The sequence below is a fragment of the Novacetimonas cocois genome, assembly GCF_003311635.1.
GTDB classification, from domain to species: domain Bacteria; phylum Pseudomonadota; class Alphaproteobacteria; order Acetobacterales; family Acetobacteraceae; genus Novacetimonas; species Novacetimonas cocois.
The window spans coordinates 260,168-286,544 of sequence record NZ_QEXL01000001.1; the positions used below are offsets into that span (position 1 = coordinate 260,168).

The 26,377-nt window shown below is 63.8% G+C and carries 24 protein-coding genes and 1 tRNA gene; 15 read left to right on the forward strand and 10 right to left on the reverse strand.

Going from position 1 to position 26,377, the window contains the following annotated elements:
- Positions 1-34 precede the first annotated feature (34 nt).
- Positions 35-1,150, forward strand: coding sequence for a 3-isopropylmalate dehydrogenase (gene leuB / locus NJLHNGOC_RS01220; protein ID WP_113594723.1), 1,116 nt, complete (start codon positions 35-37; stop codon positions 1,148-1,150).
- A 236-nt stretch (positions 1,151-1,386) separates the two neighbouring features.
- Here the strand turns inward: leuB and NJLHNGOC_RS01225 are convergent, their stop codons facing one another.
- The 4 genes from NJLHNGOC_RS01225 to def are packed head-to-tail and all read right to left on the reverse strand — an operon-like array spanning position 1,387 to position 3,863.
- Positions 1,387-2,130: a response regulator gene (locus tag NJLHNGOC_RS01225; protein WP_113594724.1), complete on the reverse strand. Its 744-nt coding sequence runs from the start codon at positions 2,128-2,130 to the stop codon at positions 1,387-1,389.
- Positions 2,127-2,669 carry a MarR family winged helix-turn-helix transcriptional regulator gene (locus NJLHNGOC_RS01230; protein ID WP_408890382.1) on the reverse strand — a complete coding sequence of 181 codons (543 nt, stop codon included), beginning with the start codon at positions 2,667-2,669 and terminating at the stop codon, positions 2,127-2,129. Before NJLHNGOC_RS01230 ends, NJLHNGOC_RS01225 begins: the two co-directional genes overlap by 4 nt.
- 43 nt (positions 2,670-2,712) lie before the next feature.
- Positions 2,713-3,330 (reverse strand): COQ9 family protein, encoded by a 618-nt coding sequence (locus NJLHNGOC_RS01235; RefSeq protein WP_113594725.1) that lies wholly within the window; start codon positions 3,328-3,330, stop codon positions 2,713-2,715.
- Positions 3,327-3,863: a peptide deformylase gene (gene def, locus NJLHNGOC_RS01240; RefSeq protein ID WP_113594811.1), complete on the reverse strand. Its 537-nt coding sequence runs from the start codon at positions 3,861-3,863 to the stop codon at positions 3,327-3,329. The genes NJLHNGOC_RS01235 and def overlap by 4 nt, the downstream gene beginning before the upstream one ends.
- Positions 3,864-4,114: 251 nt before the next feature.
- Between def and rpsU the strand changes: the two genes are divergently transcribed.
- Positions 4,115-4,318, forward strand: a complete 204-nt coding sequence (rpsU, locus tag NJLHNGOC_RS01245; protein ID WP_010506446.1) for a 30S ribosomal protein S21 — start codon at positions 4,115-4,117, stop codon at positions 4,316-4,318.
- 88 nt (positions 4,319-4,406) lie between these two features.
- Positions 4,407-5,795 (forward strand): sensor histidine kinase, encoded by a 1,389-nt coding sequence (locus NJLHNGOC_RS01250; protein ID WP_113594726.1) that lies wholly within the window; start codon positions 4,407-4,409, stop codon positions 5,793-5,795.
- Between the two features lie 5 nt (positions 5,796-5,800).
- Here the strand turns inward: NJLHNGOC_RS01250 and NJLHNGOC_RS01255 are convergent, their stop codons facing one another.
- Complete coding sequence (locus tag NJLHNGOC_RS01255; RefSeq protein WP_113594727.1) at positions 5,801-6,376, reverse strand: outer membrane protein assembly factor BamE; 576 nt, start codon at positions 6,374-6,376, stop codon at positions 5,801-5,803.
- A gap of 207 nt (positions 6,377-6,583) precedes the next feature.
- Between NJLHNGOC_RS01255 and NJLHNGOC_RS01260 the strand changes: the two genes are divergently transcribed.
- The 7 genes from NJLHNGOC_RS01260 (at position 6,584) to NJLHNGOC_RS01290 (ending at position 11,307) form a co-directional block, all read left to right on the forward strand.
- The gene (locus NJLHNGOC_RS01260; RefSeq protein ID WP_113594728.1) at positions 6,584-7,120 is read left to right on the forward strand and encodes a YceD family protein; all 537 of its coding nucleotides are present in this window, start codon (positions 6,584-6,586) and stop codon (positions 7,118-7,120) included.
- Between the two features lie 170 nt (positions 7,121-7,290).
- On the forward strand, positions 7,291-7,494 hold the full coding sequence (gene rpmF / locus NJLHNGOC_RS01265; protein WP_003620805.1) for a 50S ribosomal protein L32: 204 nt from the start codon (positions 7,291-7,293) through the stop codon (positions 7,492-7,494).
- A 168-nt stretch (positions 7,495-7,662) separates the two neighbouring features.
- The gene (plsX, locus tag NJLHNGOC_RS01270) at positions 7,663-8,760 is read left to right on the forward strand and encodes a phosphate acyltransferase PlsX (RefSeq protein WP_110560191.1); all 1,098 of its coding nucleotides are present in this window, start codon (positions 7,663-7,665) and stop codon (positions 8,758-8,760) included.
- An 86-nt stretch (positions 8,761-8,846) separates the two neighbouring features.
- A complete protein-coding gene (locus tag NJLHNGOC_RS01275; protein WP_113594729.1) occupies positions 8,847-9,815 on the forward strand; it encodes a beta-ketoacyl-ACP synthase III in 969 nt (322 codons plus the stop codon).
- Positions 9,816-9,920: 105 nt separating this feature from the next.
- Positions 9,921-10,238, forward strand: coding sequence for an integration host factor subunit alpha (locus tag NJLHNGOC_RS01280; protein WP_113594730.1), 318 nt, complete (start codon positions 9,921-9,923; stop codon positions 10,236-10,238).
- A 26-nt stretch (positions 10,239-10,264) separates the two neighbouring features.
- On the forward strand, positions 10,265-11,083 hold the full coding sequence (locus tag NJLHNGOC_RS01285) for a MerR family transcriptional regulator (RefSeq protein ID WP_239021247.1): 819 nt from the start codon (positions 10,265-10,267) through the stop codon (positions 11,081-11,083).
- A gap of 150 nt (positions 11,084-11,233) precedes the next feature.
- Positions 11,234-11,307: transfer RNA gene (locus NJLHNGOC_RS01290), tRNA-Pro, on the forward strand.
- Positions 11,308-11,385: 78 nt separating this feature from the next.
- On the opposite strand, the gene NJLHNGOC_RS01295 is transcribed toward NJLHNGOC_RS01290, so the two are convergent.
- The 3 genes from NJLHNGOC_RS01295 to NJLHNGOC_RS01305 form a co-directional block, all read right to left on the reverse strand.
- Entirely contained in the window at positions 11,386-12,531 is a 1,146-nt protein-coding gene (locus NJLHNGOC_RS01295; protein WP_113594732.1) for an AI-2E family transporter, read from the reverse strand.
- Positions 12,532-12,587: 56 nt separating this feature from the next.
- Positions 12,588-14,657: a S9 family peptidase gene (locus NJLHNGOC_RS01300; RefSeq protein ID WP_113594812.1), complete on the reverse strand. Its 2,070-nt coding sequence runs from the start codon at positions 14,655-14,657 to the stop codon at positions 12,588-12,590.
- 106 nt (positions 14,658-14,763) lie between these two features.
- Positions 14,764-15,660 (reverse strand): NUDIX hydrolase, encoded by an 897-nt coding sequence (locus NJLHNGOC_RS01305; RefSeq protein ID WP_113594733.1) that lies wholly within the window; start codon positions 15,658-15,660, stop codon positions 14,764-14,766.
- Between the two features lie 208 nt (positions 15,661-15,868).
- Here NJLHNGOC_RS01305 and NJLHNGOC_RS01310 point away from each other — a divergent pair, with 208 nt between their 5' ends.
- The 4 genes from NJLHNGOC_RS01310 to fusA all read left to right on the forward strand — a co-directional run bounded on the left by NJLHNGOC_RS01310 (position 15,869) and on the right by fusA (position 20,953).
- Positions 15,869-17,707 carry an ABCB family ABC transporter ATP-binding protein/permease gene (locus NJLHNGOC_RS01310; RefSeq protein ID WP_113594813.1) on the forward strand — a complete coding sequence of 613 codons (1,839 nt, stop codon included), beginning with the start codon at positions 15,869-15,871 and terminating at the stop codon, positions 17,705-17,707.
- Positions 17,708-17,837: 130 nt separating this feature from the next.
- Entirely contained in the window at positions 17,838-18,125 is a 288-nt protein-coding gene (locus tag NJLHNGOC_RS01315) for a hypothetical protein (protein WP_110526059.1), read from the forward strand.
- A gap of 225 nt (positions 18,126-18,350) precedes the next feature.
- Positions 18,351-18,653 (forward strand): 50S ribosomal protein L28, encoded by a 303-nt coding sequence (rpmB, locus tag NJLHNGOC_RS01320; protein ID WP_110094223.1) that lies wholly within the window; start codon positions 18,351-18,353, stop codon positions 18,651-18,653.
- A 212-nt stretch (positions 18,654-18,865) separates the two neighbouring features.
- The gene (gene fusA, locus NJLHNGOC_RS01325; protein WP_110560188.1) at positions 18,866-20,953 is read left to right on the forward strand and encodes an elongation factor G; all 2,088 of its coding nucleotides are present in this window, start codon (positions 18,866-18,868) and stop codon (positions 20,951-20,953) included.
- A 268-nt stretch (positions 20,954-21,221) separates the two neighbouring features.
- Here the strand turns inward: fusA and NJLHNGOC_RS01330 are convergent, their stop codons facing one another.
- Together NJLHNGOC_RS01330 and NJLHNGOC_RS01335 are read right to left on the reverse strand one after the other, a co-directional pair.
- The gene (locus NJLHNGOC_RS01330) at positions 21,222-22,088 is read right to left on the reverse strand and encodes an MBL fold metallo-hydrolase (RefSeq protein ID WP_239021248.1); all 867 of its coding nucleotides are present in this window, start codon (positions 22,086-22,088) and stop codon (positions 21,222-21,224) included.
- Positions 22,069-24,873: a phosphoenolpyruvate carboxylase gene (locus tag NJLHNGOC_RS01335; protein ID WP_113594814.1), complete on the reverse strand. Its 2,805-nt coding sequence runs from the start codon at positions 24,871-24,873 to the stop codon at positions 22,069-22,071. Before NJLHNGOC_RS01335 ends, NJLHNGOC_RS01330 begins: the two co-directional genes overlap by 20 nt.
- Positions 24,874-25,024: 151 nt before the next feature.
- Here NJLHNGOC_RS01335 and NJLHNGOC_RS01340 point away from each other — a divergent pair, with 151 nt between their 5' ends.
- Positions 25,025-26,320, forward strand: coding sequence for a DUF445 domain-containing protein (locus tag NJLHNGOC_RS01340; RefSeq protein WP_113594735.1), 1,296 nt, complete (start codon positions 25,025-25,027; stop codon positions 26,318-26,320).
- Positions 26,321-26,377: the final 57 nt, after the last annotated feature.

Genomic DNA, 26,377 nt, shown 5'->3' on the forward strand with positions numbered 1-26,377 from the left:
CAGCAGGGGTCAGTTTTTTCAGCAGGGAGCTGTCATGTCCGAAACCAAGAAACTTCTGATCCTTCCTGGTGATGGAATCGGTCCCGAAATCATGCGCGAGGTGGCGCGCATCATGGCGTGGATGAGCCGCGCGCGCGGGATCAATTTCGACATTACCGAGGACCTGGTGGGCGGCGCGTCGCTGGCGGTGCATGGGGTGCCCATCCGTCAGGAAGTCATTGACAAGGCCCGGGCCGTCGATGCGGTGCTGTTCGGTTCGGTGGGGGACCCGAAATGGGTGTCCGCCGGATTTGACCGGCGTCCCGAAATCGCGATCCTCAAGCTGCGGCAGGAACTTGGCCTGTTTGCCAACCTGCGCCCGGCAAAGGTGTTCGACGCCCTGGCCGAGGCCAGCACGCTGAAGCCCGAGGTGGTACGCGGGCTGGACATCATGATCGTGCGCGAAACGGTGGGCGGGATCTATTTCGGCAATCCGCGTGGCATTGAAACCCTGCCGGACGGTTCGCGGCGCGGCATCAATACCGAAGTCTATACGACGCCGGAAATCGAACGCGTGGCCCGCGTTGCGTTCGACCTTGCGCGCAAGCGTGGCAATCGCGTCTGTTCGGTCGAGAAGTGCAACGTGATGGAAAGCGGCCTGTTGTGGAAAGAGGTCGTGACCGACCTGCATGCACGTGAATACGCCCGTGTCGAACTGACGCACATGCTGGCGGACAACTGCGCCATGCAGCTGGTGCGCAATCCGCGCCAGTTCGACGTGATCGTCACGGGGAACCTGTTTGGTGACTTGCTGTCGGATCTTGCCTCCATGCTGACCGGCAGCCTTGGCATGCTGCCTTCGGCCACGCTAGGCGCCGTGGATGCCAACGGGAAGCGTCCCGCCCTGTATGAACCGATCCACGGCAGCGCGCCCGATATCGCGGGCAAGGGGCAGGCCAATCCGCTGGCGCAGATCCTCTCCTTCGCGATGCTGCTGCGGTATTCGTTCGACATGCATGAAGATGCGGCCCTGATCGAAACCGCGGTGGCAAACGTGCTGGCCAGCGGTCTGCGGACGGCCGATATCATGAGCCCCGGCATGGCCGTCGTGGGCACCGAGGTCATGGGAGAGGCCGTGGTGCGCGAACTCGACAAGCTGCAGCAGGGCTGATCACGCCATCCGCATGGCGGGCGGCCCCCTGTCCGTCCGCCATGCTGCCTGATCCCCGATGGCAGGGATCAGGACGATCCGGTCCGCCTTTCGAAAGTTGTCTGAAAAGGCAGGGCCACCAATAATCTGAATTTATAGAAGTTTTTGGTGAAGCTTTTTGCAAAAAGCTTCATGAAGACGTCGCCTTTTGGGGAAAGGGTGACACCCGGAAACTCCGTTGTTTTTCAAACAGCCTCTTACAGGCCAGGCTTGAGGACATATCCCTTGCCCCGTACCGTCTGGAGGAAGCGCGGCTCCCTCGGGTCGGGTTCGATACGGCGGCGCAGGCGCGTCACCTGCACGTCAACGGCGCGTTCGCCGATCTCGTCCATCTCCAGCGTCTGGGCGATTTCAAGGCGTGAGAGCACTTCGTTGGGATGGCGCGCCAGAACCGCCAGCAGCGCGGATTCCCCGCCTGTCAGGTGAACCGTACCGTCCTTGCCGCTCAGCAGGCTACGGGCCGGGTCGAATTCCAGTTCGCCCAGCCGGACGATCCGCAGGTTGTTGGTCGGCGGCGGCGGTGCGAAACGCCGCAGGTGCGCCTTGAGCCGCAGCAGGAGCTCGCGGGGTTCGAAGGGCTTGCCAAGGTAATCGTCCGCGCCGGCTTCCAGACCGATGATCCTGTCTTCGGGCTCTCCGCGCGCGGTCAGCAGCAGGATGGGGAAATCCAGCCCTTCGTTACGCAGGTCCCGTGTCAGTTCCAGCCCATTTTCGCCCGGCATCGTGATGTCCAGCACCAGCGCGTCGGGCTGCATGAAGCCAAGGACCTGACGTGCCTCCTGCGCGGATGCGGCGATGCTGACGCGGAATCCCTGTTCCGTCAGATAGCGCTGCAGCAGCCGGCGCAGGCGCGGATCGTCATCAACCACCACGATATGCGCGTCGAGCGCGGCGGGTTCACGCAGCGCGGGGGAGGCGGCGGGACGGGGGGACCTGTTCATTCACGACTCCGTTGTGTCTGACCGGGCGCTACGGCATCGCGGTGGTGTGCCACGCGATTCGATTCGTCAATCAGCCCCTGCATGACCCGACGGAATCCCTCGACAGCCGGACCGCCCGCATCGCGATAGACGCGCAACAGGACTTCACGCTGTTTTTCGAACAGGCGACGCTCCATCTCGCATCCTGCCTCGGTCAGGCGCAGCAGGCGCATGCGCCGGTCGCGCGGGCTGGTGCGTTGATGGATCAGTCCGCGCCGCAGCAGGTCGTGCAGGGCACGCGCCATGCTTTGCTTGGTAATGGCCAGAATGTCCAGAAGCGCGCCCACGGAAATATCGGGTTCGTTTTTTACAAACTGTAAGATTCGCTGATGGGCATGCCCGATCTGCATTTCCTCCAGCAGGGGATCCAGCAGGCTTCCAAAACTCCGGCAGGCCAGCGTCATCAGGATCTGCGCCTGACGCATGTCCTCGTCGCGCAGGAACAGGAGTTCCACGCCCGCACGGGCGCGTGCGCGGGGGGGAATCGGGGGAGGGGGCAATCGCTGCTCGGTCAGGGAAAGGGGGAAAGGGGAGAGGGGCGTATCAGAAGGGCCGGCCCATCAGGCGGTTCTTCAGGCGGGTGATGCGCGCGATATCCGCCAGCCTGCGGTCGAGGAATTCTTCCACCGCGGCCATGTTGCCGCCACGCGCCAGCCAGAACAGCAGGGTGGAGACATAGATCCCCGTCAGCGAAATGCGTTTGGTCGCGTGGGTAAAACCCTGCGAATCGTCGCCGGCCGCCGTCCAGATGGCATTGACCGTGCGCGCGATGGTGCGTGCCAGGATATGGGCATGTCCCGGCATCATCAGCACCGCCAGGGCATGGCGCACGGCGGGGCGGTGGGGGACTGCCTGTTCAAGGCGGAACATGATCGCGGCACGGACCCGGCGGCTCAGTTTACGGGAATGGAAACCGTGCGCTGCGGCCAGCATGTCGCGATCGGCCAGGTCGAAGCTGGCTTCGGCCACGTCGGCGATGCCGCCGGGAAACAGCAGGTCGGCATTGTTGCCCGCCACCTGCCGCACGATGGCCATGGACCATTCCCGATGTCCCACCCCGGACATCATCTGGCGGATGGCGGCGTCGCGGGCGGGGGAATGATCGACGGGCGGGGGAGTGAGGCATGATGCGGCCGACGCCGTGATGAAGGATCCGATCATGCCTGCTGTGCTCCGTAACGTGCCATTTCAGTGTCAAACCCCATCAGTCGGAGATCGTTCATTCGCATCGGGTACAATATGCCGTCGAGGTGATCATATTCATGTTGCATCACATTCGCCAGAAAACCCGACGCGGTGCCCGCGACAGGCTGTCCCTGCGCATCAAGGCCACTATAGCCGATGCGGGCATGGCGCGGCACCCATCCCCGCATTCCCGGAATCGACAGGCATCCCTCCAGCCGCAGGACGGTTTCTTCATCCAGCGGGGTGATCTGCGGATTTATCAGCACTGACGGCCCGCAGGGCTGGTCATCCTCGGCGCCGGTGTTACGTGCCTGCGGCACACGATAGACAAATATCCGGCATGAACGGTGGATCTGCGGCGCGGCAAGGCCGACGCCACCCGCATCCTCCATCGTTTCGATCATGTCGGCCACCAGCTGGCGGATGTCGGGATGGGTGGGGTCCGTGACCTCATCGGCGCGACGTAGCAGCACGGGATGGCCCATGCGTGCGATCTTGAGCAGGGTCATGACGGCGTTGATCCTTTGCATCGGGTGGTAAAACGCGTCGCCTGCGTTTCATGCATGGGACGGTCGTGAAATAACCTGTCCCGGCGCGATATAAAACCACCGGAAATATTTGTGTTGGCCGATCGGGCTGTGATATAGGTGCGGCCCGTTTGGGAATCGCACGCAGGGAATGGCCTCGGGCGGTCATCCCCCATTACAGATACCCATCGCCGCCGGCGCAAGTGACGGCTAAAGCAGGAGTTGACGACCCAGTGCAGGTTCTCGTTCGTGATAATAACGTCGATCAGGCTCTCAAGGCCCTCAAGAAGAAGATGCAGCGTGAAGGCATCTTCCGGGAAATGAAGCTGCGTCGGCACTATGAAAAGCCGTCTGAGCGCAAGGCGCGCGAAGCTGCAGAAGCCGTGCGCCGTGCGCGCAAGATGGAGCGCAAGCGTCTGGAACGCGAAGGGTTCTGATCTGTTTTCAGATACCGGGCACCGCCCGTGGGAAAGGCCGGCTTCCGCATGGGGTCGGCTTTTTTTATGTCGGGCGGCTGGATAGGGCATGACGCAGCGTAAAGATCCCCCGTCGCCGGTCGCGGGCCGATCCGCCATCGGCGCCCGCGCCGACCGTCTGGTGCGGCGCGTCCTGCCGCGTTCGCTGCTGGGGCGCATGCTGCTGATCGGGTTCATTCCCCTGCTGGTGACGCAGGGGATTTCGCTGGAACTGTTTTACGGAAATTACCTGAAAATCGTCTCGCGCCGTCTGTCGGCGGGTGTGGTGAACAATATCGCCATGACCATCGACATGATGGAACGTTATCCCGCGCCGGCGGACCGTGCATGGATCCTGGACGATGTCCATCAGCGCGCGCAGCTGCTGATGACCTGGCGGGAGGGGGAAAACCTTGCGCGGGTCGGAACGAACCACGTGCTGGGGCCGGTGGATGACGACCTTGTCCGCGATCTGCGCGGCGCCATCGGGCGGCCGACCTTCGTGGACTGGAAAAGCGACCGCCATATCGTGTCGGTCTTCATCCAGATGCCGGACGGTGTCCTGCGCGTCGATACCCCGCGCAAGCGGCTGGACGTGGCGCCGGTGTGGCTGTTTGTCGCGTGGGCGACCGGCAGCGCCCTGCTGCTGTTCTGCATCGCGGCGTTTTTCATGCGCAACCAGGTGCGCGCCATACGGCGGCTGGCCCGCGCGGCGGAACTGTTCGGGCTGGGGCGCGACATCGACCCGATCCAGCCCGAAGGGGCGCAGGAAATCCGCAAGGCGGCGGTGGCGTTCAACCGCATGCGCGATCGCATCTTCCGCTTTGTGGAGCAGCGGACGTCAGTGCTGGCGGGGGTGTCCCACGATCTGCGCACCCCGCTGACGCGCCTGCGCCTGACGCTGGCAATGCTGCCGAGGGAGGGGGACATCCGGGGGGAAGACCTCAGGCCGGATATCGAGGACATGATCGCCGACGTGGGCGAGATGGAGCATATGATCGAAGGCTACCTCTCCTTCGCCCGGGGGGAAGGGGCCGAGGTTCCGTCACAGGTGGATGTCCGCGATCTTCTTGATGAGGTTGCGGCGGGGGTGCGGCGTATCGGCATGCACGAAGTCACGGTCAGCGTGCCGCGCCGGATGGAGATTGTGGTGCGGGTGGCGGCATTCCGGCGCGTGCTGTCCAATATTGTCGAAAATGCGCGACGGCATGCCACGCACATCTGGCTGAGCGCCCGGCAGAAGCGCAACAGCACCGTCATCTATATCGATGATGACGGCTGCGGCATTGACGAATCCCGTCGTGAAAGCGTCTTCCGCCCGTTCGAAAGCGGGCGCGACGGGGGGACAGGCCTTGGGCTTGCCATCGCGCGCGACATCATTCACGCCCATGGCGGCGAAATCAGGCTGGAAAGCAGCCCGTCCGGCGGGCTGCGTGTCAGGATCATCGTCCCGAACTGATGGGATCAGGGCAGGCTGTTGCCTGCGCCGCCATGACCCGGACCGCCATTCATGCTGTTCATCGGGCCCGTGCTGCCGCCATAGGCGCTGTTGGACATCATCTGGCTCATGGGGTTGTAGCGTCCGACATTGCCCAGGATCTGCTGCATGACGTTGATCTTGGTGCCCGGCGTCGGCGTGCTGCCTGCCGCCATGCTGACGTAACGGGCGTCATCCTTGTTCAGCGTCCGCAGGTTGCGCAGGATGCCCCCGTCGTCAAAGGTCAGGACCACCACCTGCTGTTTTTCGATGTTCGGGAAGCTGATGGGGACCAGCTTCTGCTTCATGGAGATATAGATCCACGTATTGTCGTCAAAGGTCGCGCGGCTGGTGGGGGAGCCGAGGAGGTCCATCACGTCGGATCGCGAACTGGTCCCTGTCTTCAGCTGTTTGTAATCATCCGGCTGCACCAGGGAGCCACGCTGGATCACGCTGGGCTTGAACACGGCGCATCCCGACAGCGACAGGCCAACCCCGATGACAGCGCACGAAAACAGGCGTAAGGAACGGGGGCGGGAAAAGATGTGCTGCGGTGACCTCATGATCGGGTAAAGCGTCCTGATAAGATGCGGCAGATAGACAATCCGTCATTCCGGGTGCCTTATTGGCGAAATGAAGTCAATTGCAGATCGGACGCAAGGCGGAAAAACACATCCGGCGGCGGCCCGATGGCGGTAAGCATCGCGTTGGATCCCCTCCCGGCCGGGTCGGCGTGGCGGCCTGTCGGAACAGCAGGAGAAGATACGAACATGGAGCCAGAATTTTCCCGCCGCGTCCCGGTGGGGCGCATCGCGCTCAAGGGAATGGAAACCTCCATCGAGGCCACGCCCGACGAATGCGCCGCCCTCGCGCGGCGTTTCAGGATTCCCGCGATCCGCGATCTCGCCTGCCGCTATCGCCTTGTCCCCGGCCCGCAGGGGGAGGTCATGGCCGAAGGGTGGCTGACGGCGCACGTGACGCAGGAATGCGTCATCAGCCTTGAGCCGTTCGAGGACGCGATCGCCGAATCCTTTACCGTGCGCTGCATCCCCGCGGAACGTTTCCGCGAGGATGACGAGGTCGATCCGTTCAGCATCGACGAGGTGCCCTATGAACGCGAGAGCATCGATATCGGCGAGCTGGCGGCGGAGGAGCTTTCGCTGGGTCTCGACCCCTATCCGCACAAGCCCGGAAGCGTGATCCCGGCCGAACTTCTGGACGGGGAAGACGACGACGGGGAGGAGGACGAGGAACCCCGGCGACAGCCTTTCGCGGCCCTTGCGGACCTGAAGAAAAAGCATAACTGAAGGGCCGGAACCACGCGCGGGGGCGGCGGCGGACCGGCAGATCGCAAGATCGTCTCTTGCGGAATGTCATATGGTCTGCTAGAGTGCCCCCCTCAATTGTTGATAACTGACCGGGTGATGCCTGACTGGCCTTGCCGGGTTGTGATCCCAGATCGGAGGGGCCCAGGCCCATGGCTGTACCTAAGAGAAAAACTTCGCCGTCCCGTCGTGGCATGCGTCGCAGCCATGCTGCGCTGCCGGTGCAGGCGCACGCGGAATGCTCCAACTGTGGCGAACTGAAGCGCCCCCATCATGTATGCAGCCATTGCGGGCATTATGACGGCCGTGAAGTCGCATCCGCAGGCAAGGCGCTGAAAACTGCGGTCCGCGCCTGACAGCTTCCGGCGCGGCAATCTGTCGGGACGGGGGGAGCCATTGATGTGGCGCGGGAGTGGTAGTCAGATACATCCCGACCCGTCCGGATCGCGCAGGGAGATATCCGGCAGGGGAAAGCTTCCCCGTTGCCACTTGCGCGTTTTATCTTCACCCGGCACAAGACGAGCATGACCGAGACAGGTTCCTCTTTTTCCGCGACACAGTCCTACACTCTGGCCATTGATGGAATGGGTGGGGATGGCGGTCCGGAAGTCGTGGTGGCCGGACTGGCGATTGCCGCTGACCGACATCCATCCGCCAGAATTCTTCTGATTGGCGACGAAAACCGGTTGCGCACCCTTCTGGCGCAGTATCCGCAGGCGGCCGCGATATGCACCGTCCGCCCCGCCGGTTCCGCCATTTCCATGGAAATGAAACCCACGGCCGCATTGCGGGTGCGCGATTCCTCGCTGCGCCTGTCGATGGACGCCGTCTCCAACGGGGAGGCGATGGGCGTGGTTTCCGCTGGAAACAGCGGCGCGATGCTTGCCCTTGCCAAGATCGTGATAAAGACGCTGCCGGGGATTTCCCGTCCCGCCATGGCCGCCATCAGCCCCACGACAAAGGGCGACGTGGTCATGCTCGACCTCGGCGCGAACGTGGCGTGCGACTGGCGCAACCTGGTGGAATTCGCCGTGATGGGCGAAGCCTTCGCCAAGGCCGTGCTGGGCCTGCCCGCGCCGACCATCGGGCTTCTCAATGTCGGGTCGGAGGAACTCAAGGGCGACGAGCGGCTGCGTCAGGCGGCCGAAGTGCTGCGTGGCAGCCCGCTTGCGCGTCAGTTCCACGGGTTTGTCGAAGGTCATGACATCACCGCCGGCACCACCGACGTGGTGGTCACGGACGGCTTTACCGGCAATGTCGCGCTCAAGACCGGGGAAGGGGCGCTGAAGATGGCCTTTACCCTGCTGCGTCAGGTCTTCAGTTCCGGCCTGCTTGGCCGGATCGGCTACCTGCTGGTGCGGCCCGGGCTGGAACGCATGAAGGAATGGCTGGATCCGCGTCGTTATAACGGCGCGGTATTCGTCGGACTGAACGGCGTGGTGGTGAAGTCGCATGGGGGCACCGACGCCGAAGGGTTCGCCTCTGCCGTGGATGTGGCGATCGACATGGTCACCCATGATTTCAATGCCGGTATCCGTGACCAGCTTGCCCGCATGGGAAGCCTGACGGCCAGCAGGTTCAGTAACGAAAAGGAGTCGACGCAGGCGGTTTCGGCTTCCTGAGTCGCTGGGGTGGGCAAGGAAAGCCTCTCGTGCCTGTGGGGTGCGATACGTGCCGCCCTGCTCCCAACAGGTTTGGACAGACACGCATGAAGGCGAGACACTCGCTGCTGAAGGGTTTCGGTGGTTATCTGCCGGACAGGATCGTGACCAACGATGAACTGGCCACCCGGCTGGAAACCTCGGACGAGTGGATTCGCGCCCGCACCGGAATCGCGCAGCGCCATGTCGCCGGGCCGGAAGACACCGCCGTCAGCATGGCGGCGCGGGCGGGACAGCAGGCGCTGGATTATGCCAGGGTCAGCCCTGACGATGTCGATGCCATCATCGTGGCGACAAGCACGCCGGATCAGGCATTCCCCTCCACCGCAGTGAGGGTACAGGCGGAACTCGGCATTACGACCGGGTTCGGTTTTGATGTCGCGGCGGCCTGCTCGGGCTTCATTTATGCGCTTTCCACCGCCGATGCCCTGATCCGCAGCGGGCAGGCGCGTTCTGCGCTGGTGATCGGCAGCGAGGTCTATTCGCGTATTCTCGACCCTGATGACCGTTCGACCTTTGTCCTGTTCGGCGACGGTGCGGGTGCTGTCTTCATGCAGGCAACGGATGACGCGGACGGGCAGGGGATCCTGTCGACCCACCTCCATTCCGACGGTCGTTATGGCGACCTGCTGTATGTCGATGGCGCGATCGGCCAGTCCGACAAAAGCGCCCACCTGAAAATGCAGGGACGCGACGTTTTCCGCCATGCGGTGGCCAAGCTGTCCTCCTCGGTGGATGAGGTCCTGGCGGCGAACGGCCTGCAGTACGAGGACGTGTCGTGGCTGGTGCCGCATCAGGCGAACCTGCGGATCATTGACGGCGTGGCGCGCAAGCTGCGCCTGCCGCCCGAACGGGTCGTGATCACGGTGGACCGGCATGCCAATACTTCTGCCGCGTCGATCCCGCTGGCCCTGAACGAGGCCGTGCGCGACGGGCGGATTCGCACCGGCGACCTCGTGCTGATGGAGGCGCTGGGCGGTGGCCTGACATGGGGGGCGGCGCTGGCGCGGATGTAGGCGGCCGGCGTGCGACCGTGTCCGGCGGAATGCGGACGCAAGAAAAAAACGAACCTGTCAACACATTGAATTGACGGTGGCTGATGGCATGCATAACGTTACCGCATGAGCACAGTGACCCGCGCCACTCTGGCAGAACAAATCTATAGTCAGGTTGGACTTTCCCGTCATGAGTCCGCCGATATCCTCGAACACGTCCTGGAAAAAGTGGCCCATGCACTCGAAACCGGGGACACCGTAAAGATCAGCGGATTCGGGACGTTTTCCGTCCGCAAGAAGGGGCGCCGCACGGGCCGCAACCCGAAAACCGGGGTTGAGGTGCCGATTCTGCCGCGTTCCGTCCTGGTCTTTCGGCCCAGTCAGCTGTTGCGGGCGCATGTGAACGGTACCACCGGCCATACGAACGCAGAGGACGACGAATGAATGTCCAAGACCCCGCCCCGGATGGCATGAGGAACCTTTCCGCAGCATCTGCGGAAAGCAGCGACGACGCCCTGCCGATTTACGAGGTCGCGCGTCAGCTCGGGATCGCGCAGCATGTTCTACGCACGTGGGAAAACCGCTTTCCCCAGCTTCAGCCCATTCGTGGGCCAAGTGGCCGCCGTCTGTACCGGCCGGAGGACGTGGCGCTGCTGCGCCGGATTTCCGATATGCTGTATGTCCGCCATCTCTCCCTGGGGGAGGTGCAGCGCATCCTGACGGGACCGGACGAGGCCCGGGACGACACGCTCCATGTGGCCGCTCCTCCGGCTGCGTCCGCGCCGATGCCCGAAGCGGGTCCGGTTGTCGAAATTACCGACGTGCGGATCGAGGAAGTCACCATCGTGGAGGAGGTGCAGCAGGACGAAGCCGCGCCCGTATCCGGCGATGCGTCGGCTGAAGAAGATCAGGCCGTACCCGCGGAACCCGAGGCGATGGCGGATGCCCCGCTGATGGGGGATGGGGAAGACGGGGACGCCGCTGCCGCGTTGCGCGAATCGCAGGAACCGGATGCGCCGCCGGTTGGCGTGGCACAGTCGCACGATTGCGCCCCGGATGCGCAGCCTGAGGGGGTAGCCGAAGCATCCACGCAGGAAGATATTTCCGCGCAGGATGCGTCCGTGAATACGCCGATTGCGGAATCGGGGGAAGATGAGGACGAAGCCCCGCTGGAACAGCTTGTGATGCTGGAACTGGAACGGCTGCGCGCTGAAAATACGATACTGCGCGAAAACCTGCGCGGGATACTGGTCGAACTTCAGGCCTTGCGTGAAATGGTGCCGGTCTAGCGATCGGGGAGATACCGGGAAAGAAGGGGGCAGGGACCAGGCGTTCCTGCCCCCTTTGTGTTTTTACGGGTTTAATTTTTGCTGTCAGATGAAGAAGATGGCTTGCAGCCCCCCGGTGGGCCTGCTACACGATGCGTCATCGCAGACAGGCGGGCAGTAGCGCAGCCTGGTAGCGCATCAGTCTGGGGGACTGGGGGTCGTGGGTTCGAATCCCGCCTGCCCGATATCCCTGTCTGCGATAAGATATCCCTGAAATCGTTGTTTTTATTCCATGCCCGTCAGGGGCATCCTGCGTCCGCCGTTCAGTCGCGGACGCGCGTCCAGTTGCGCCATATCATGTGCAGCACGGACATGATGGCCGGCCCCATGAACAGCCCCAGCAGGTTCCAGCTTTCCGCGCCACCAAGGATGCCGGTCAGGACCCACAGGAACGGCAGTTGCGTCGATCCGCCGATCAGGGCAGGGCGCACAAGGTGGTCCGCCAGGAAAATGACAGCCAGCCCGATCAGCATGATGGCGATGGCGACCATGGCGCTGCCCTTGATCAGCAGGAGGATCGACACGATCCCTATGGCGATCGCGGCGCAGAATGGGATCATGGCGGCCACGGCGGTCACCACCCCGAACAGGAAGGGATGCGGCGCGCCCGCGATCAGGTAGGCAATGCCCATCAGCAGTCCTTCGCCCATCCCCACAAGGACCAGCCCCGCCACCGTGCCGTGGATGGAGGCGATGATCTGCAGCGCGATCCTTTCCCCCCGTTTGCCAAAGGCGCGACGCGACACCACCAGACACTGCCGGATGACCGAATCCCCGTCCTTGAGCAGGAAGAACAGGGTCAGGATGGAAAAGATGAACAGGATGCCCCGGTGCATCACCTGGGAGCCCAGCTGCTGCGTCATCTTCACGCTCTGCCCGATCCGCAGGGAGCCCAGCAGGGCGGAAAAGTCATCAGGGTCCTGCAGGTGGCCTTCCCACCATGACCGCATGCTCTGCGCGCCGACGGGCAGGTGATCGACCCACGGCGGAACCGGCAGGCCCGAATGCCGCGCATTGTTCAGAAGGTGAAGGACGCTTTCGGCATCGCGCGCGGCCTCTATCCCGAACAGGGTCACAGGCACCAGGAAAATCAGCGCGATGCCCAGCGTAAAGGCCGCCGGCAGCAGAAGCTGGTGCGTGGCGGCATGCCAGCGGATGCGGGCACGGACATAAAGCGGCCATGACGCGATGGCAAAGATTCCCCCCCAGATCAGCGACGGCAGGAAACCGCGAACCGTATAAAGCGCCATCGCGACGAAAAACAGCGCCAGCAGCCCCCGTGCGATCCGCTGCGCCCGCTGTGTTTCGCGAAAGGAACGGAAAGTGCGAAGTGACTGCCCGTTACCTTCCAGTCCGGGGTCCGGCAGGTGGGATTCGGCATCGGCGATCTTGTGATCCGGCATGGTCATCCTTGTGATGTCCCCCGTCCGGCCAACTGGGCCGGGCGGGGAGCGATGGGGCGGGGTCAGGCGGTTTCGATGGCCCAGATGGCAAAGGCATGGATCAGGGCCGCGTCCTTGAGGGAGTCGAAACGTCCCGTCGCGCCCCGGTGTCCCGCCTCCATGTTGGTGCGTAACATGACCGGGCGTGATGAAAGCGTATTTTCACGCAGGCGCGCCACCCATTTCGCGGGCTCCCAATAGGTCACGCGCGGGTCCGTCAGTCCCCCCATCGCCAGGATGGCGGGATAGTCACGCGGCCGCACCTGTTCATAGGCGGCATAGCTTTCGATCAGGTCATAGGCCGCCGCATCCTCCAGCGGGTTGCCCCATTCGGGCCATTCCGGCGGCGTCAGCGGCAGGGAGGCGTCGGACATGGTGTTGAGTTCATCGACGAACGGCACGACCGCCACGATTCCGGCGAACAGGTCGGGGCGCATGTTGGCGATGGCCCCCATGACCATCCCCCCGGCGGATCGGCCATCGGCCACGATTTTCCCCTTCGCCGCGAAACCCTGTCCGATCAGGTGTTCGGCGCAGGCGATGAAATCGGTAAAGCTGTTGACCTTGTTCCTGCCGCGCCCGCCAAGGAACCAGCCCCACCCTTTTTCCGAACCGCCGCGTACATGGGCGATGGCATGAAACCATCCCCGGTCGACAAGGCTGAGCGTGCGGGTGGAAAAATCAGGCTCGATCGCATACCCGTATGACCCGTACCCGTACAGGAGCAGCGGCGCGGACCCGTCGCGGGGCGTATCGTGGCGGCCAAGGACGGTAATCGGCACCTCCTGCCCGTCAGGGGCGCGGGCCATCAGGCGCCAGCAGCGGTAATCGGCGGGATTGTGGCCGGAGGGGACATCCTGCTGTTTCAGCAGGCGGCGCGCGCGCTTTTGCATGTCATAGGCGAACCACTGCCGCGGCGTCGTGGGCGACTGATAGATGTAGCGCAGTTCGGTGGTGTCATATTCATACCCCCCGGAGAGGGAGAGGTCATAGGCCGCTTCCCCTGATCCCAGCACATGACGTTCCCCCTGTCGCGTCTGCATGACGATACGGCAGTTGGCCTCATGCCGTTCCCGCCAGACCAGCCAGTCGGCGAAGGTGCAGCACGCGGTGATGTAGCGTCCGGGTTCATGGGGCACCAGTTCGCGCCAGTTCGCCCGCGCGGGGGCATCCTGCGGCGCCAGTTTCAGCGTGAAGTCAATGGCCCCGCCGGCATTGGTCAGGACGACGAAATCCGTCCCCCAGTGATGCAGGTCGTACATCACGCCCTCATGGCGTGGTTCGACGCATGCGGGCGGCGCGTCAGGGGTCGCGGCCGGGATCAGCCATGATTCAGAGGTATCGTGGTTGCCCGATGTAATGATGATCCACTGTCCCGACCGCGTGGCCGACACGCCGACGAAAAAGCCGGCGTCCTTTTCCTCATACACCAGCGTATCGGCATCCGATCCGATTTCGCGGCGATAGACGCGCGCGGGGCGGCCATGGTCATCGCGCCAGATCCAGAACAGGTGGCGGCTGTCGGGGGCGAAGACGAAGGCCCCGCTGCAGTTTTCGATCGGTGCGCCCACGGTCGCGCCGGTGGCGATGTCATTGATCCGCACGCGATAGATTTCGGAGCCCTGCGTGTCCTCGGCATAGGCGAAAAGCCGGTGGTCGGGGCTGTGGGTCGCGGCGGCAACCGCGAAATATTCATGCCGGGCGGCGCACGCGTTCACATCCAGCAGCACCTGTTCGCGTTCCGGGGCATCGGCGGCATGGCGGGCATGGACGGGATACTGCGCCCCCCGGTCATAGCGGGAGTAATAGTACCACGGCCCGTGGGGCACGGCGGGATAGGATTCCACCTCCTGCATCCGTCCCTTCATTTCCGCGACCAGCTTTTCCTGAAGGTCCGTGGTGCCGGACAGCACCGCCGCCGTATAGGCGTTTTCCGCCCTCAGATGCTCTGCGATGTCTTCACGCAGGAGCGAGGGATCGCGCAGCACGGCCTGCCAGTTATCGTCCTTCATCCATGCGTATTCGTCCTCCCGCACGCGGCCAAGCTGCTCTATGCGGTGGAGAACCTTGCGCGCGACGGGGGGCGTGGTCATGGGCATCGGTCTTTCGGGTCGGTGACAGGGGCGGAATGCGGCATGGCACGGGCCATGGCGGCATGTCCGGCGTGGAATGGCAATAACGAACTGTCGCGATGGCCGGTCATGTCGCGGGTGCGGAGGGCGTCGGCCCGGACGGGACATGGCCGGACCGCCCGGCAAAGAAACGCCACCCGTCCAGTCCCGCGCGCAGGCGCTGGCCTTCCTCGGTCGCGGGATCGATCAGGCCCGTGCGCAGGAACAGGTCGATCAGGACAAGATTGACGTTGAACTTGAAGGCATCGGTATCGCGCACCAGCCGGAAGGCTTCGGCCAGCGGGATCAGGGAAAATTCCTCCACCTCCCCATCGGCGGGGCGGGGGATGAAATCCTCGGGCAGCAGCAGCTCAAAACAGTGGAGGATATCGCGGCGCAGCCCCTCCGGCCGGTCAAGGGCATAACGTATGGTGACCGTGGGCGTTGCGCGCGCCAGCAGGCTGGCGGGCAGGCTGGCCTCTTCCGCCGCTTCCTTTTGCAGGGCCTGCGCCGGGGTGTGGCCCGCCGGGATGCCCCCCGCCACAAGGTGGTCCAGCTTGCCGGGGTCGAGCCGCTTGCTCATCGAGCGGCGCGCGATCCACAGGTGCAGCCCCTCCGCGCGGCGCACGAGGCCATTGAGGTGCACGCCCTGCGCCATCAGCCCGAACAGGGGCAGCGCCCCGCGATCGATGCGCGCGATGGCGGGCTGGTCCACATCCGTGCGGACATCGAACAGTTCATGGTGGGAGCGGTAGACGCCCTCGCGGGCCATCGCCTCGCCAATGCCTTCCAGCCGCGCGGGATCGGTCAGCGTCACGACGCCGCGATCATGCGTCATGCCGTGGTCCAGCAGGACAGGCAGCAGTTCCGGCGCGACCCAGCCCGCAGGTGCCCCGCCCAGGTGGAAGGCAATCCGCCGGCCGGGCAGGCTGGCCGTGTTGCAGGCGGCGATGTGACGGAAAAAGGGAGTCAGGTCGGGGGACATGGAACCATCATTTCCTGCTGGGGCGTTTCACGACCGGGGCATCTGTTGCCGGGGCATCGTTGCCATAACGGCTGGTCCCGGGGCTGACAATCCTTTGCGCGGATCAGGACGGCACGCGGCGGCCATGACAGGGAGCACCTTTCGCCTGACTGGTCCCCGGCCGGAAATATGGCTTGCAAATCACGAATGGCATGTCACATCCCAATTCATGACCGCTTCCCGTGCTTCCGACCGCCGTGCCACGGCGACCAGAACTTCCGCCCTGACAACCCTGCGTGCCCTGCTGCCTTACCTGTGGCCGCCGCATGAACCGCGCGTGCGGCTGCGGGTGGCATGTGTCTGCGTGCTGCTCGTGCTGGCCAAGGTCGCGACCATCTGCGTGCCCTATCTCTATAGCAGGGTGATCGACGCCCTGCATCCGGGGCCGTCGGCGGGGATGCTGCCGCTGCTGCTGATCGTGGGATATGGCGGGCTGCGGATGCTGGCGGCCGGGCTGGGGGAACTGCGTGACGCGCTGTTCGCGCCGCTGCGTTTCCGCATCAGCCGCATCGCCGCGATCCGCAGCTTTGAACATATGCACCAGCTTTCCCTGCGCTTTCACCTCAATCGCCAGTCCGGCAGCGTGACCCGCGCCATCGCGCGCGGCACCGAAGCGATCGAGACGCTGCTGCGGGTCGGTGTGTTCAACGTGGTGCCCACCCTGATCGAAGCACTGATGGTCATCATCGTGATATGGCGGCTGTTTGACTGGCGCTATGCCGCCATCATGCTGGTGGCGGTCGCGGCCTATGTGATCTTTACGGTGTCCTTTACCTCCTGGCGGATCGGCCTGCGCCGCCGCATGAACGAAATCAACAGCGAGGCCAGCTGGAAGGCGCTCGACAGCCTGCTCAATTACGAGACGGTCAAGTATTTCGGCAACGAAGCGCATGAGCGCGACAGGTACGAGGATGCGCAGATCCGTTATGAAAAGGCGGCCATAAGCACGCAGCTTTCGCTCAACGGACTGAATTTCGGGCAGGCGGCGATCATTGCCCTGGCCCTGATCGCGGTCATGCTGATGGCAGCACACGATGTGGAGGCCGGACGCCTGAGCGTCGGGCATTTCGTGCTGGTCAACACCTACCTGATGCAGCTCTACCTGCCGCTGAACTTCCTTGGCAGTATCTATTCCTCGCTGCGCAATTCCCTGGTGGATCTCGAACATATGTTCGCGCTGATGGACGAACGTTCCGACGTGGTGGACCGTCCGGGCGCCCGCGTGCTGAAGGCCCGGCTGGATGAGGCCCCGGCCGCCGACGTGCGTTTCCGCCACGTGCGCTTTGGCTATCGCCCCGGGCGCGAAATCCTGCACGATATCAGTTTCCACGTGCGGGCCGGCAGCCGTGTCGCCATCGTCGGGCCGACGGGGGCGGGGAAATCCACCATCAGCCGTCTGCTGTTCCGCTTCTATGATGTCGATGCGGGCGTGATCGAGGTCGACGGTCATGATGTCCGCGACTATTCGCAGGCCGCCCTGCGCGCCGCCATCGGCGTGGTGCCGCAGGACACCATCCTGTTCAACGATACCATCGGCTACAATATCGGGTACGGCCGCCTTGGCGCGACGCAGGCCGAAATCGAGGAGGCGGCGAAGCTTGCGCAGATTCACGATTTCATCGTCTCGCTGCCGGAGGGATACGCCACGCGCGTCGGCGAACGGGGGCTGAAGCTGTCGGGCGGGGAAAAGCAGCGCGTGGCGATCGCGCGCACCATCCTCAAGAACCCGCGCATCCTGCTGCTGGACGAGGCGACAAGCGCGCTCGACACCCGCACGGAACAGGAAATCCAGTCCGCGCTGCGCACGGTCGCGGCCCACCGGACGACCATCATCATCGCCCACCGCCTCTCCACCGTGATTGATGCGGATGAAATCCTCGTGATGGAAAAGGGCGTGATACGCGAACGCGGGTGCCATCGCGCGCTGCTCGAACTCGGGGGGCTGTATGCCACGATGTGGGCCGCGCAGGCGGAAGAGAACGCAAAGGCGCACGTGACGCAGGACTGAATGGCGGTCATGTCGCGCCACGCGGCCCGCGACGCTGTTCCGCGCGGCGCGTGGACGCCCTCTGGTCAGCGGCGCACCCAGGGTCCATATGAAAGGCACGAACCGATAGCCAAGAGGGAGCTTTCCTGAAATGACGGATACAAAGAATACGCCCCATGACGCGGCGGGCGCGGAACAGGAAGGCGGGATCCCCGCGGAACTGAGCCATTGCGGCGCCGTGGTGGACAAGGCGATTGAATACATGCTGGGTGAAAACCTGCCGCCGGTCGCCATTTCCTCCGCCCTGCTGGGTGGTGCGCTGGGCCTGCTGTCGCGGACCATGGGCAAGGAAACCATGCAGGCGATGCTTGAAAACGCGCTGCACAGCGTCCAGGCAGGAGAACTGCATCCCGATCATGATCGTGTCGCCAAGGGCTGATACGCATTTTCACGGGCGGCTGGCATCATGGTGCCCTAGGCCATGAGGTTCCGCCCGAATCAGGGGAACAGAGGCTGAAAAACCCTGTTTTCAGACAAAAAACGCCGAATCATGGTATATCCGTCTTGACGGATCGCGGTGGTTTGGCGATAAGCCGCGCCTAATCTAGAAGATCCTTAGCCGGGCATTAGTGCCTCGGCCCCAGTCTTATCCGAGGATGATACTATGTCTCGCCGTTGCCAGATCACGGGCAAAGGCGTGCTGACAGGAAACAACGTCAGCCACGCCAACAACAAGTCCCGCCGCCGTTTCCTTCCGAACCTGCAGGAAACCTCGCTCCTGTCCGATATCCTGGGAACGCCGGTGCGCCTGCGCCTGAGCACCAACGGGATCCGCACGGTCGAGCATAATGGCGGTCTGGACGCGTTCCTGCTGTCCACGCCCAATCGCAAGCTGACGCCCGAGGCGATGACCGTCAAGCGTCGCATCCTGCGCGTGCAGGGCCGCAAGGCCGCCGCAGCAGCCTGATTTAGGGCGCGCATGACCCGCATTCCCGCCACGAACGGCGCGGGAATGCGGGTCATGGCGTAAAGCCTGGCCGACGTCAGGTTCATTATTCCGTCGTGCCGGTCTGCATCGTCCAGCCCTTGCGGCCAGGGGCGGGGGCAGCTCACGGTCCCGGCAGGCGCGAAGGGCATGCAGTCCCGTTCGCGCCCACGTTGTCTTGTGGAGGTTCTCCCGTGTCCGACAAGTCTGATCTGTCCCTGATTCGCAATATCGGTATTACCGCGCATATCGACGCCGGTAAGACCACGACGACCGAACGTATCCTTTATTACACCGGTGTGTCGCACAAGATCGGTGAAGTCCATGAGGGCAACACCACCACCGACTACATGGCGCAGGAGCGTGAGCGCGGTATCACCATCACGTCCGCCGCCGTGACATGCGAATGGGAAGGCCATCGTATCAACATCATCGACACCCCGGGCCACATTGACTTCAACATCGAGGTCAACCGCTCGCTGCGCGTGCTCGATGGCGCGGTGTTCATCATCGAGGGCGTCGCCGGCGTGCAGCCGCAGTCGGAAACCAACTGGCGTCTGGCTGACCGCTATAACGTCCCGCGCATCATCTTCATCAACAAGCTCGACCGTACCGGCGCCGATTTCTATCACGCGTTCGACACGCTGAAGGAAAAGCTGGATATCGTCGCGATCCCGCTGCAGCTGCCGATCGGCACGGAAGAGAATTTCGTCGGTGTCGTCGACCTGATCGAGATGAAGGCCATCGTCTGGGAAGGCGGCGAACTGGGCGCGAAGTTCCATGACGAGGAAATCCCCGCCGACCTGCTGGAAAAGGCGAAGGAAGCCCGTCAGAACCTGCTCGACACCGCGCTGGCCGTCGATGACGCCGCGATGGAAGAATATTTCGACAAGGGTGATGTCGATGTCGCGACGCTGAAGCGCTGCATCAAGAAGGGCACCATCTCTGGCGAATTCCGTCCCGTCCTGTGCGGCACGGCGTTCAAGAACAAGGGCGTTCAGCCGCTGCTGGACGCGGTCATCGACTTCCTGCCCGCGCCTGACGACGTGGAAGGCATCCGCATCGCGCCGCCGGAAGACGAGGAAGTTGACGAGAACAAGCTGCCGATCATCCCGGTCGATCCCGACGGGAAGTTCGCGGGCCTGGCGTTCAAGATCATCAACGACAAGTATGGCACGCTGACCTTCGTGCGCGTCTATCGTGGCGTCCTGCGGACCGGTGACACCGTCCTGAACACCACGAAGGGCCACAAGGAACGTATCGGCCGCATCTTCCAGATGCACGCTGACAAGCGTGAGGAACTCAAGGAAGTCCATGCCGGTGACATCGCGGCGTTCGTTGGCCTGAAGGACACCCAGACGGGTGATACGCTGGCCGATCCCGCCGATCCGGTGGTGCTGGAACGCATGACCTTCCCGGTTCCCGTCATCGACATCTCCGTCGAGCCGAAGACGAAGGACGCGGTGGAGAAGATGACGCTGGCGCTGCAGAAGCTGTCGGGCGAAGATCCCTCGCTGCGCCTGAAGACCGATCAGGAAACCGGCCAGACGATCCTGTCGGGCATGGGCGAACTGCATCTGGATATCATCATCGACCGCCTGCGCCGCGAATATGGCGTGGATGCGAACATCGGTGCGCCGCAGGTTGCGTATCGCGAGACGATCACGCAGGCGCACACCGAAACCTATACCCACAAGAAGCAGTCGGGTGGTTCGGGTCAGTTCGCCGAAGTGAAGATCGAGTTCGCGCCGGTCGAGCGTAACGAAGGCATCTCCTTCGAGAACAAGGTCGTCGGTGGCGCCGTGCCGAAGGAATATATCCCGGCGGTTGACAAGGGCATCATGGCGCAGGCCACGACCGGCGTCCTGGCGGGCTTCCCGACGGTGGACTTCAAGTTCACGCTGCTTGACGGCAAGTACCATGACGTCGACTCGTCCGCTCTGGCGTTCGAAATCGCGGCGAAGGCCTGCTTCCGTGAAGGCATGAAGAAGGCCGGTCCGGTCATCCTCGAGCCGATCATGGACGTGGAAATCACCACCCCGAACGACCATGTCGGTGATGTGGTGGGTGACCTGAACCGTCGTCGTGGCATGATCCAGAACCAGGAAAGCTCGGGCTCGACCGTCATGGTTCGCGCTCAGGTGCCGCTGAAGGAAATGTTCGGCTACATCTCGCACCTGCGTTCGATGACGAAGGGTCGTGCATCCTTCACGATGCAGTTCCATCACTATGATCCGGTGCCGCGCAACGTGGCCGAGGAAATCATGTCCAAGTCCGCCTGATAAAGGCGCGCAACGACATACGGGAATGGGCCGGCTCCTTCGGGGGCCGGCCTTTTTCGTCTGGATGGATGGAAATGCGTGCCGGACCGGCCTGTTGCGGCGTATCCGCCGGGAAGATGCTGTCCAGAGATGGTCTGAAAACAGCGCATTGATAAAAAAGGAGTAAAAGTTTTTGGGTGCCGCCTTTTTCAAAAAGACGGCGTCTTTCAAAGCTTTTTGGAAAAAAGCTTCACCAAAAACTTCTTTTTAAAGGCAGCCTTTCGCGAGATCAGGCCGGGGCCGCGGCCCAGCTGTCGCCCGTCTGGATGGCGCGGCCATCGTCGCGCAGTTTTTCAAGATGTGCCCGCAGGTTGAGCGTCGCCGCCCGTCGCAGGCCGGGGCGCAGCCGGAAATAGGCGGCATCGACGATCTGTTCCACCGTGCGCGGCTGTGGCCGCAGCAGGGCGGCGATGCTTTCGTGGCGTGCAAGGCGATGCGCCATCAGTCCCCGCATGCAGGTTTCGGGCTGTTCAATGGCCGGGCCATGGGCGGACAGCAGCAGGCGCGAGCCACGCCCGATCAGCCGCTCCATGCTGTCGAGGAACAGCTGCACCGATCCATGCGGGGCAGGGGGCACCAGAGTCGTGGACCATCCCATGACATGATCGCCGGTGAAGATGATGCCATCCCCGGTTTCAAGGCAGATATGATCCGTGGCATGGCCGGGCGTGTACAGCACCCGCAGCCCCGCGACCTCGTCCAGGTCATGCAGGCCCACATCGGGGGAGAAGGTGGGCTCGGCGCTGCTGTGCCAGGCATGTATCGAGGCACCGCTGCGTTGCGACAGGGGGGCGGCGCCGTCCAGATGGTCGTGATGGGTATGGGTCAGGATGATATGGGTCAGCCTGCGCCCGTTCAGCGCGCGCTCCACCGCGTCCAGATGCGCCGCGTCCGTGACGCCGGGATCGATGACGGCGGCGCCCCCGTCATGATCCACGATCCACGTATTGGTGCCATTTCCCGTCATGGGGCCGGGATTGTTGGCGACAACACGGCGTATGCCCGCAGTGACGGGCAGCGCCTGACCATAGGGGGGCGGCGGTTCGACGACGCGCCAGTCATGGCGGGACATGGGATTAGCCGAAAGCCCCGACATGGTGCATCACGCCCGTGCTGATTTCACGCACCAGCGCGAACAGGCGCTGCATGGGTTCGAATATTTCCGTATATTCGCGGGTATAGGCGCCTTCGTCACGCGGGCCGTGCGGTTCATGGAAATCCAGGTCAAAGCTGCGATCGGCGCGATAGGGGAAAATCTGTTCCAGTTCCTTGAGGACGCCGGGAATTTCCAGGCACAGGACCTTGGCCGTCAGCACGTCGCGGGTAAAGGCGTTGCGAGGCGCGAAATAGGGGATTTTCGTTGACAGCATCCATATCTGCTCGATCACCGCGATGCGGATGGCGTGCAGCAGCATCTCGTCGGCCTCCATCCGGGGGGCGTTGGGCCATGCATTGCGTAACGCCAGATGGTCGGACTGGATTCGGCGGAACATGGATTGCGTACTGGCCCAGAAATCCAGCCGTTCCAGCCCATGCATCAGCGTCAGGCATGCCTCCTGACGTTTCGGGTCCTGCTGCGACGTGGCGCGCTGCAGCCACATGTCCGGATCCAGCAGGCGGATCACCCCGCGCAGGACGCCATCGCAGGAATGGGCCAGCGCATGGGCCGCGAAATCCAGCGCCCGGCGGAAGCGCGGACTGTCGGTGAGGTAGCGTTCGAACGTATCGGGATGGCGGGTCGCCGCCGTCCCCAGCCCCTGAAGCGTATTGGCGCACCATGCCAGCTGCTGGAGGATGGCATTGTTGGGAATGGCGCGCAGCTGGCTGGGATGGCGGATGCGCGTGGTGATGGCCGCGGCATCGCTCTGCCGGGCGGAGGGACGCGATCCCGTCTTGTCGATCAGCGACGGCCCGAACGCGCCAAGCAGCGCGGCATAGCCCGGATCTTCCACCAGTCCCGTCATGCCCCGCGCGATGGTGGAAAAGAAATCGGCTGAAAAGTCCGGCTCGTCATAAACCGGGTCCTCGTCGATGGAGGTCGGGGCGAAGGCGTGCTCTGCGATCACGCTGACCGTCGCATCGGCCAGAGGCTGGGTCCCGAACAGCAGGTAGCCATCGCCCCCCTGGAACGCCGTTTCCTCCCGCAGGCGGATGCCCGCCTGAAGGAAGCGCATGCGCGCGTGCGGCGGGGAGAGGTAGTCGAAACGTTCGGCAAGGCTGTAGGGATGCGCGCCGCGTCCGATGCTTTCCCCATGCGTGTCGAACAGGATCACCTCAACAAAGGCGAGGTCCCACTGCCGCAGCAGGTCGCAGATCTTCAGCCGCAGGCGTTCGATCAGGTAGGTCGCGGCCAGCTGCCCCACGTAACGCCCCGAATCGGAAAAGCCGAACTGCAGGCTCAGCTTGCGCGTGCGCTGCAGGTAGGCCCGCCAGTGCGGGGAGCGCAGGGCCTCCTCGATGACATGTTCGCCTTTTTCAAGCGCCTCCTGCGTTTCGAACAGGGGGGAGATCTCGATCATGTCCTCCACCCCCAGCAGGCGCGCCAGCCACAGCGCGGTCAGCAGGGTGTATCCGGTTTCCGTCTCCGCGATCAGGAAGCGGATGGGGGTGGTGCGGTCGATATGATGCAGGATCTGGCGCACCGTCATCATCAGCCGCCCCGCCGTCGACTGTTCCACCAGCAGGGAGCCGAAATCGATGTCGATGGGCTGTGTCGTGCCCAGTGCCTCGTCAATCTGGGCGATCAGGGCGCGGCGCTGCACGTGGATGTCGGGATTGTCGGTGATGCCAAGCCGCTGGCGCGCGACGTTATGCAGCTGCGTCGAATTGAGGCGGACATGCGTATGCGCGGCCGACAGGCCATGCGCCATGAACCCCGCGCGCGCGATGGACAGCGTCATCTTGTCATCGGGAAGGGCCGCGTCGATGGCTTCCCCAAAGGCGGGAAGCAGTTCGTTGCTGCTGATCAGGGCCTCATCCCGCCGGTCGATCAGCACGCCGGCGAAATCCGCGACCGCCTGCGGGTCGGGGCTGTCCGGACAGGCGGCGATCTGTGCCTCCACCGCGTCGGCCGCGCGCATCACGCGTTCCAGCAGATCGTTCACGGGGGGCGAGGTGACGGATGCTATCTGCCCGCGCAGGCGCGTCAGCTGCATGTGCTTCATGCGCAGCCGCAGCCGCAGCGTGTCCCACCATCCGATATCCGTGCGGCCGTCCGTGTCGTATCCGACCCAGCTTGTCATGATGACCGGGCGCGGGATCAGCGTCACCCACAGCTGCGGCCAGTGGGTCCGTGCCTCGGTCAGGAGGATGCGCGTCAGGCGGTCCAGCGCGTTGCGCCCGCGCAGGATGGCCTGCGTCGCAAGGGTAAATTCCTCGTTCAGCGTGGGCGGCGCGGCGCGGCGGTGCGTCAGGAAGGCGGGGATGTCGGCGGGGGGCTGCTGCGGATTGTGCGTCGCCATGTCGGCAAGGCATTCATAGACCGGGTTCGCCAGCGCGAAGGTCGGATGGGCGGTAAACACGGCGGCAAAGCGGCTGCGTTCGGTCGCGGCGCGGAACCGGGCGATGGGAACGGGGCTGTCATTGGGATCCGGCTGCACGATTCGCCGCGCCACGTCGCGCATCCGCTCCTCGATCACCGCGTCATCCACGCCCCCGACATAGGCGGCGATGTGGCAGGCGCGATGGCCAAAGGCGCGATCGCGCAGCTGACGCACCCATTCCTCCAGCGCGTCGATCGACAGCACGCCCCTGTCGATCTGCTGTCCGATGCTGCGTGCCAGCATCATGACGGGGTTGTCCGAAAGGGCCGGGATCGCCACCAGCTCCCTGGCCTGCTGCTGCAGCATGTCTGTCGCATGAGGGGCAGAGGCCTGAGACATCATGAGGTCCTGTCGTGAAAATTGCATAATGTATTAGCGTCCCATGTTCGACACGGCTTCGCAATCGCCACGCGGTTGTGTTCACGTCTATTTGGACGATCCCTTGCCCGACACCTTGGGGATGGAGACACACAATGGTATCAAAAGGTTCATGAACAACATTCCACAGGCCGACAGGGATGCGTGGCGCGTCCTGCAACGTTACAAATGGTCGGCGACAGGGCTGTTGATCGGCATGGCCGGCCTGACGGTGGCGGGCTATGCCCTTCCGGCGTCGGGGGTGATGGCCGATCACGCGTGGCTCGACGTCCTGCGGTCGGGGGCAAAGGCCGGGGTGGTCGGCGGACTTGCGGACTGGTTCGCGGTCACCGCCCTGTTCCGCCGTCCCATGGGCCTGCCCATCCCGCATACCGCCATCCTGCCGGCGCAGCAGGAACGCCTGGCCCAGGCGCTGGGGCGGTTCGTCTCCACCAATGTCTTTACCGAAAAGGACGTGGCGGCGGCGATGCAGCGCATCGACCTGCCCAGCGTGATCGGGGACATCCTGCAGGACCCCGAAACGGTGGCCACCGTAAACCGCGCGGTCATCGGCGCGGTGCCCCATGTCCTCGACCGGCTGGAGGACGGGCGGGCCAGCAACGCGATCTCGCGCCTGATCCCCAGCCTGCTGGGGGGGGAGGAAATCGCCCCGATCGTGATTCGCAGCATGCGCGCGCTGGTCGATGGGGACCGCCATCAGGAGGTCCTGTCCTTCCTGCTGCTGCGCCTCAAGGACGGGCTGAAATCCAAGGAGCAGTCGCTGCGCCAGATGATCGAGGAGCGGGTGCGCGAACAGGGCGGCCGCCTGCTGGGATGGGCGATCGGCGGTTCCATCGCGACGAAGGTCCTGACCGCGGCGAGCGAGGAGCTCGATCGCATCGACCCGCAGAACTCCGACCTGCGCGAAGGTTTCACCACCTGGGTCCGTTCGGAGATCGACCGGATCGAACAGGACCCGCAACGCCGGCGGGAACTGACGGGCACGATCATGGGTGTCCTGTCGCATGACAGCATCCGGGGATGGAGCGGCGACGTCTGGCATCGCCTGCGCCGGGTCATAGAGACCGATGTCGCGCGCGGAGAGGAAGGCTGGACCGCCTCCATCGTGCGCGACGCGCTGCATCGCCTGGCGGAACAGATGTATCATGATCCCCAGATGCGCCAGCGCGTGACCGGCACGGCCCAGCGCATGGTCAACGGCAGCCTGCCGTTCCTGCGTGACAGCATGTCACGTTTTATTGCTTCGGTCGTGGCGGGGTGGGATGCCAACGCGCTCAGCGACCGGCTGGAACTGCGCGTGGGGCGCGATCTGCAGTATGTACGCTTTAACGGAACGCTGGTCGGGTTTCTGGCCGGATGCGGCCTGTCCGTGTTACTACAACTGATATTCGGCACCGGCATCGGATAGGAAACGCATCATGGCGTGGCAAATGAACTTGACGAACCGCGATGGGTGCCTCATCTG

Bases quoted from the DNA above. Each gene is read 5' to 3' on its own strand.
- NJLHNGOC_RS01225 (WP_113594724.1), bottom strand. From the start codon at position 2,130: ATGAACAGGTCCCCCCGTCCCGCCGCCTCCCCCGCGCTGCGTGAACCC.
- NJLHNGOC_RS01295 (WP_113594732.1), bottom strand. From the start codon at position 12,531: ATGACCATGCCGGATCACAAGATCGCCGATGCCGAATCCCACCTGCCG.
- rpmB (WP_110094223.1), top strand. From the start codon at position 18,351: ATGTCTCGCCGTTGCCAGATCACGGGCAAAGGCGTGCTGACAGGAAAC.
- NJLHNGOC_RS01280 (WP_113594730.1), top strand. From the start codon at position 9,921: ATGAGCACAGTGACCCGCGCCACTCTGGCAGAACAAATCTATAGTCAG.
- rpmF (WP_003620805.1), top strand. From the start codon at position 7,291: ATGGCTGTACCTAAGAGAAAAACTTCGCCGTCCCGTCGTGGCATGCGT.
- NJLHNGOC_RS01305 (WP_113594733.1), bottom strand. From the start codon at position 15,660: ATGTCCCCCGACCTGACTCCCTTTTTCCGTCACATCGCCGCCTGCAAC.
- NJLHNGOC_RS01315 (WP_110526059.1), top strand. From the start codon at position 17,838: ATGACGGATACAAAGAATACGCCCCATGACGCGGCGGGCGCGGAACAG.
- leuB (WP_113594723.1), top strand. From the start codon at position 35: ATGTCCGAAACCAAGAAACTTCTGATCCTTCCTGGTGATGGAATCGGT.
- NJLHNGOC_RS01335 (WP_113594814.1), bottom strand. From the start codon at position 24,873: ATGTCTCAGGCCTCTGCCCCTCATGCGACAGACATGCTGCAGCAGCAG.
- NJLHNGOC_RS01255 (WP_113594727.1), bottom strand. From the start codon at position 6,376: ATGAGGTCACCGCAGCACATCTTTTCCCGCCCCCGTTCCTTACGCCTG.
- NJLHNGOC_RS01250 (WP_113594726.1), top strand. From the start codon at position 4,407: ATGACGCAGCGTAAAGATCCCCCGTCGCCGGTCGCGGGCCGATCCGCC.
- NJLHNGOC_RS01330 (WP_239021248.1), bottom strand. From the start codon at position 22,088: ATGTCGGGGCTTTCGGCTAATCCCATGTCCCGCCATGACTGGCGCGTC.
- NJLHNGOC_RS01260 (WP_113594728.1), top strand. From the start codon at position 6,584: ATGGAGCCAGAATTTTCCCGCCGCGTCCCGGTGGGGCGCATCGCGCTC.
- NJLHNGOC_RS01285 (WP_239021247.1), top strand. From the start codon at position 10,265: ATGAGGAACCTTTCCGCAGCATCTGCGGAAAGCAGCGACGACGCCCTG.
- NJLHNGOC_RS01310 (WP_113594813.1), top strand. From the start codon at position 15,869: ATGACCGCTTCCCGTGCTTCCGACCGCCGTGCCACGGCGACCAGAACT.
- NJLHNGOC_RS01340 (WP_113594735.1), top strand. From the start codon at position 25,025: ATGAACAACATTCCACAGGCCGACAGGGATGCGTGGCGCGTCCTGCAA.
- plsX (WP_110560191.1), top strand. From the start codon at position 7,663: ATGACCGAGACAGGTTCCTCTTTTTCCGCGACACAGTCCTACACTCTG.
- NJLHNGOC_RS01275 (WP_113594729.1), top strand. From the start codon at position 8,847: ATGAAGGCGAGACACTCGCTGCTGAAGGGTTTCGGTGGTTATCTGCCG.
- NJLHNGOC_RS01235 (WP_113594725.1), bottom strand. From the start codon at position 3,330: ATGATCGGATCCTTCATCACGGCGTCGGCCGCATCATGCCTCACTCCC.
- def (WP_113594811.1), bottom strand. From the start codon at position 3,863: ATGACCCTGCTCAAGATCGCACGCATGGGCCATCCCGTGCTGCTACGT.
- NJLHNGOC_RS01300 (WP_113594812.1), bottom strand. From the start codon at position 14,657: ATGACCACGCCCCCCGTCGCGCGCAAGGTTCTCCACCGCATAGAGCAG.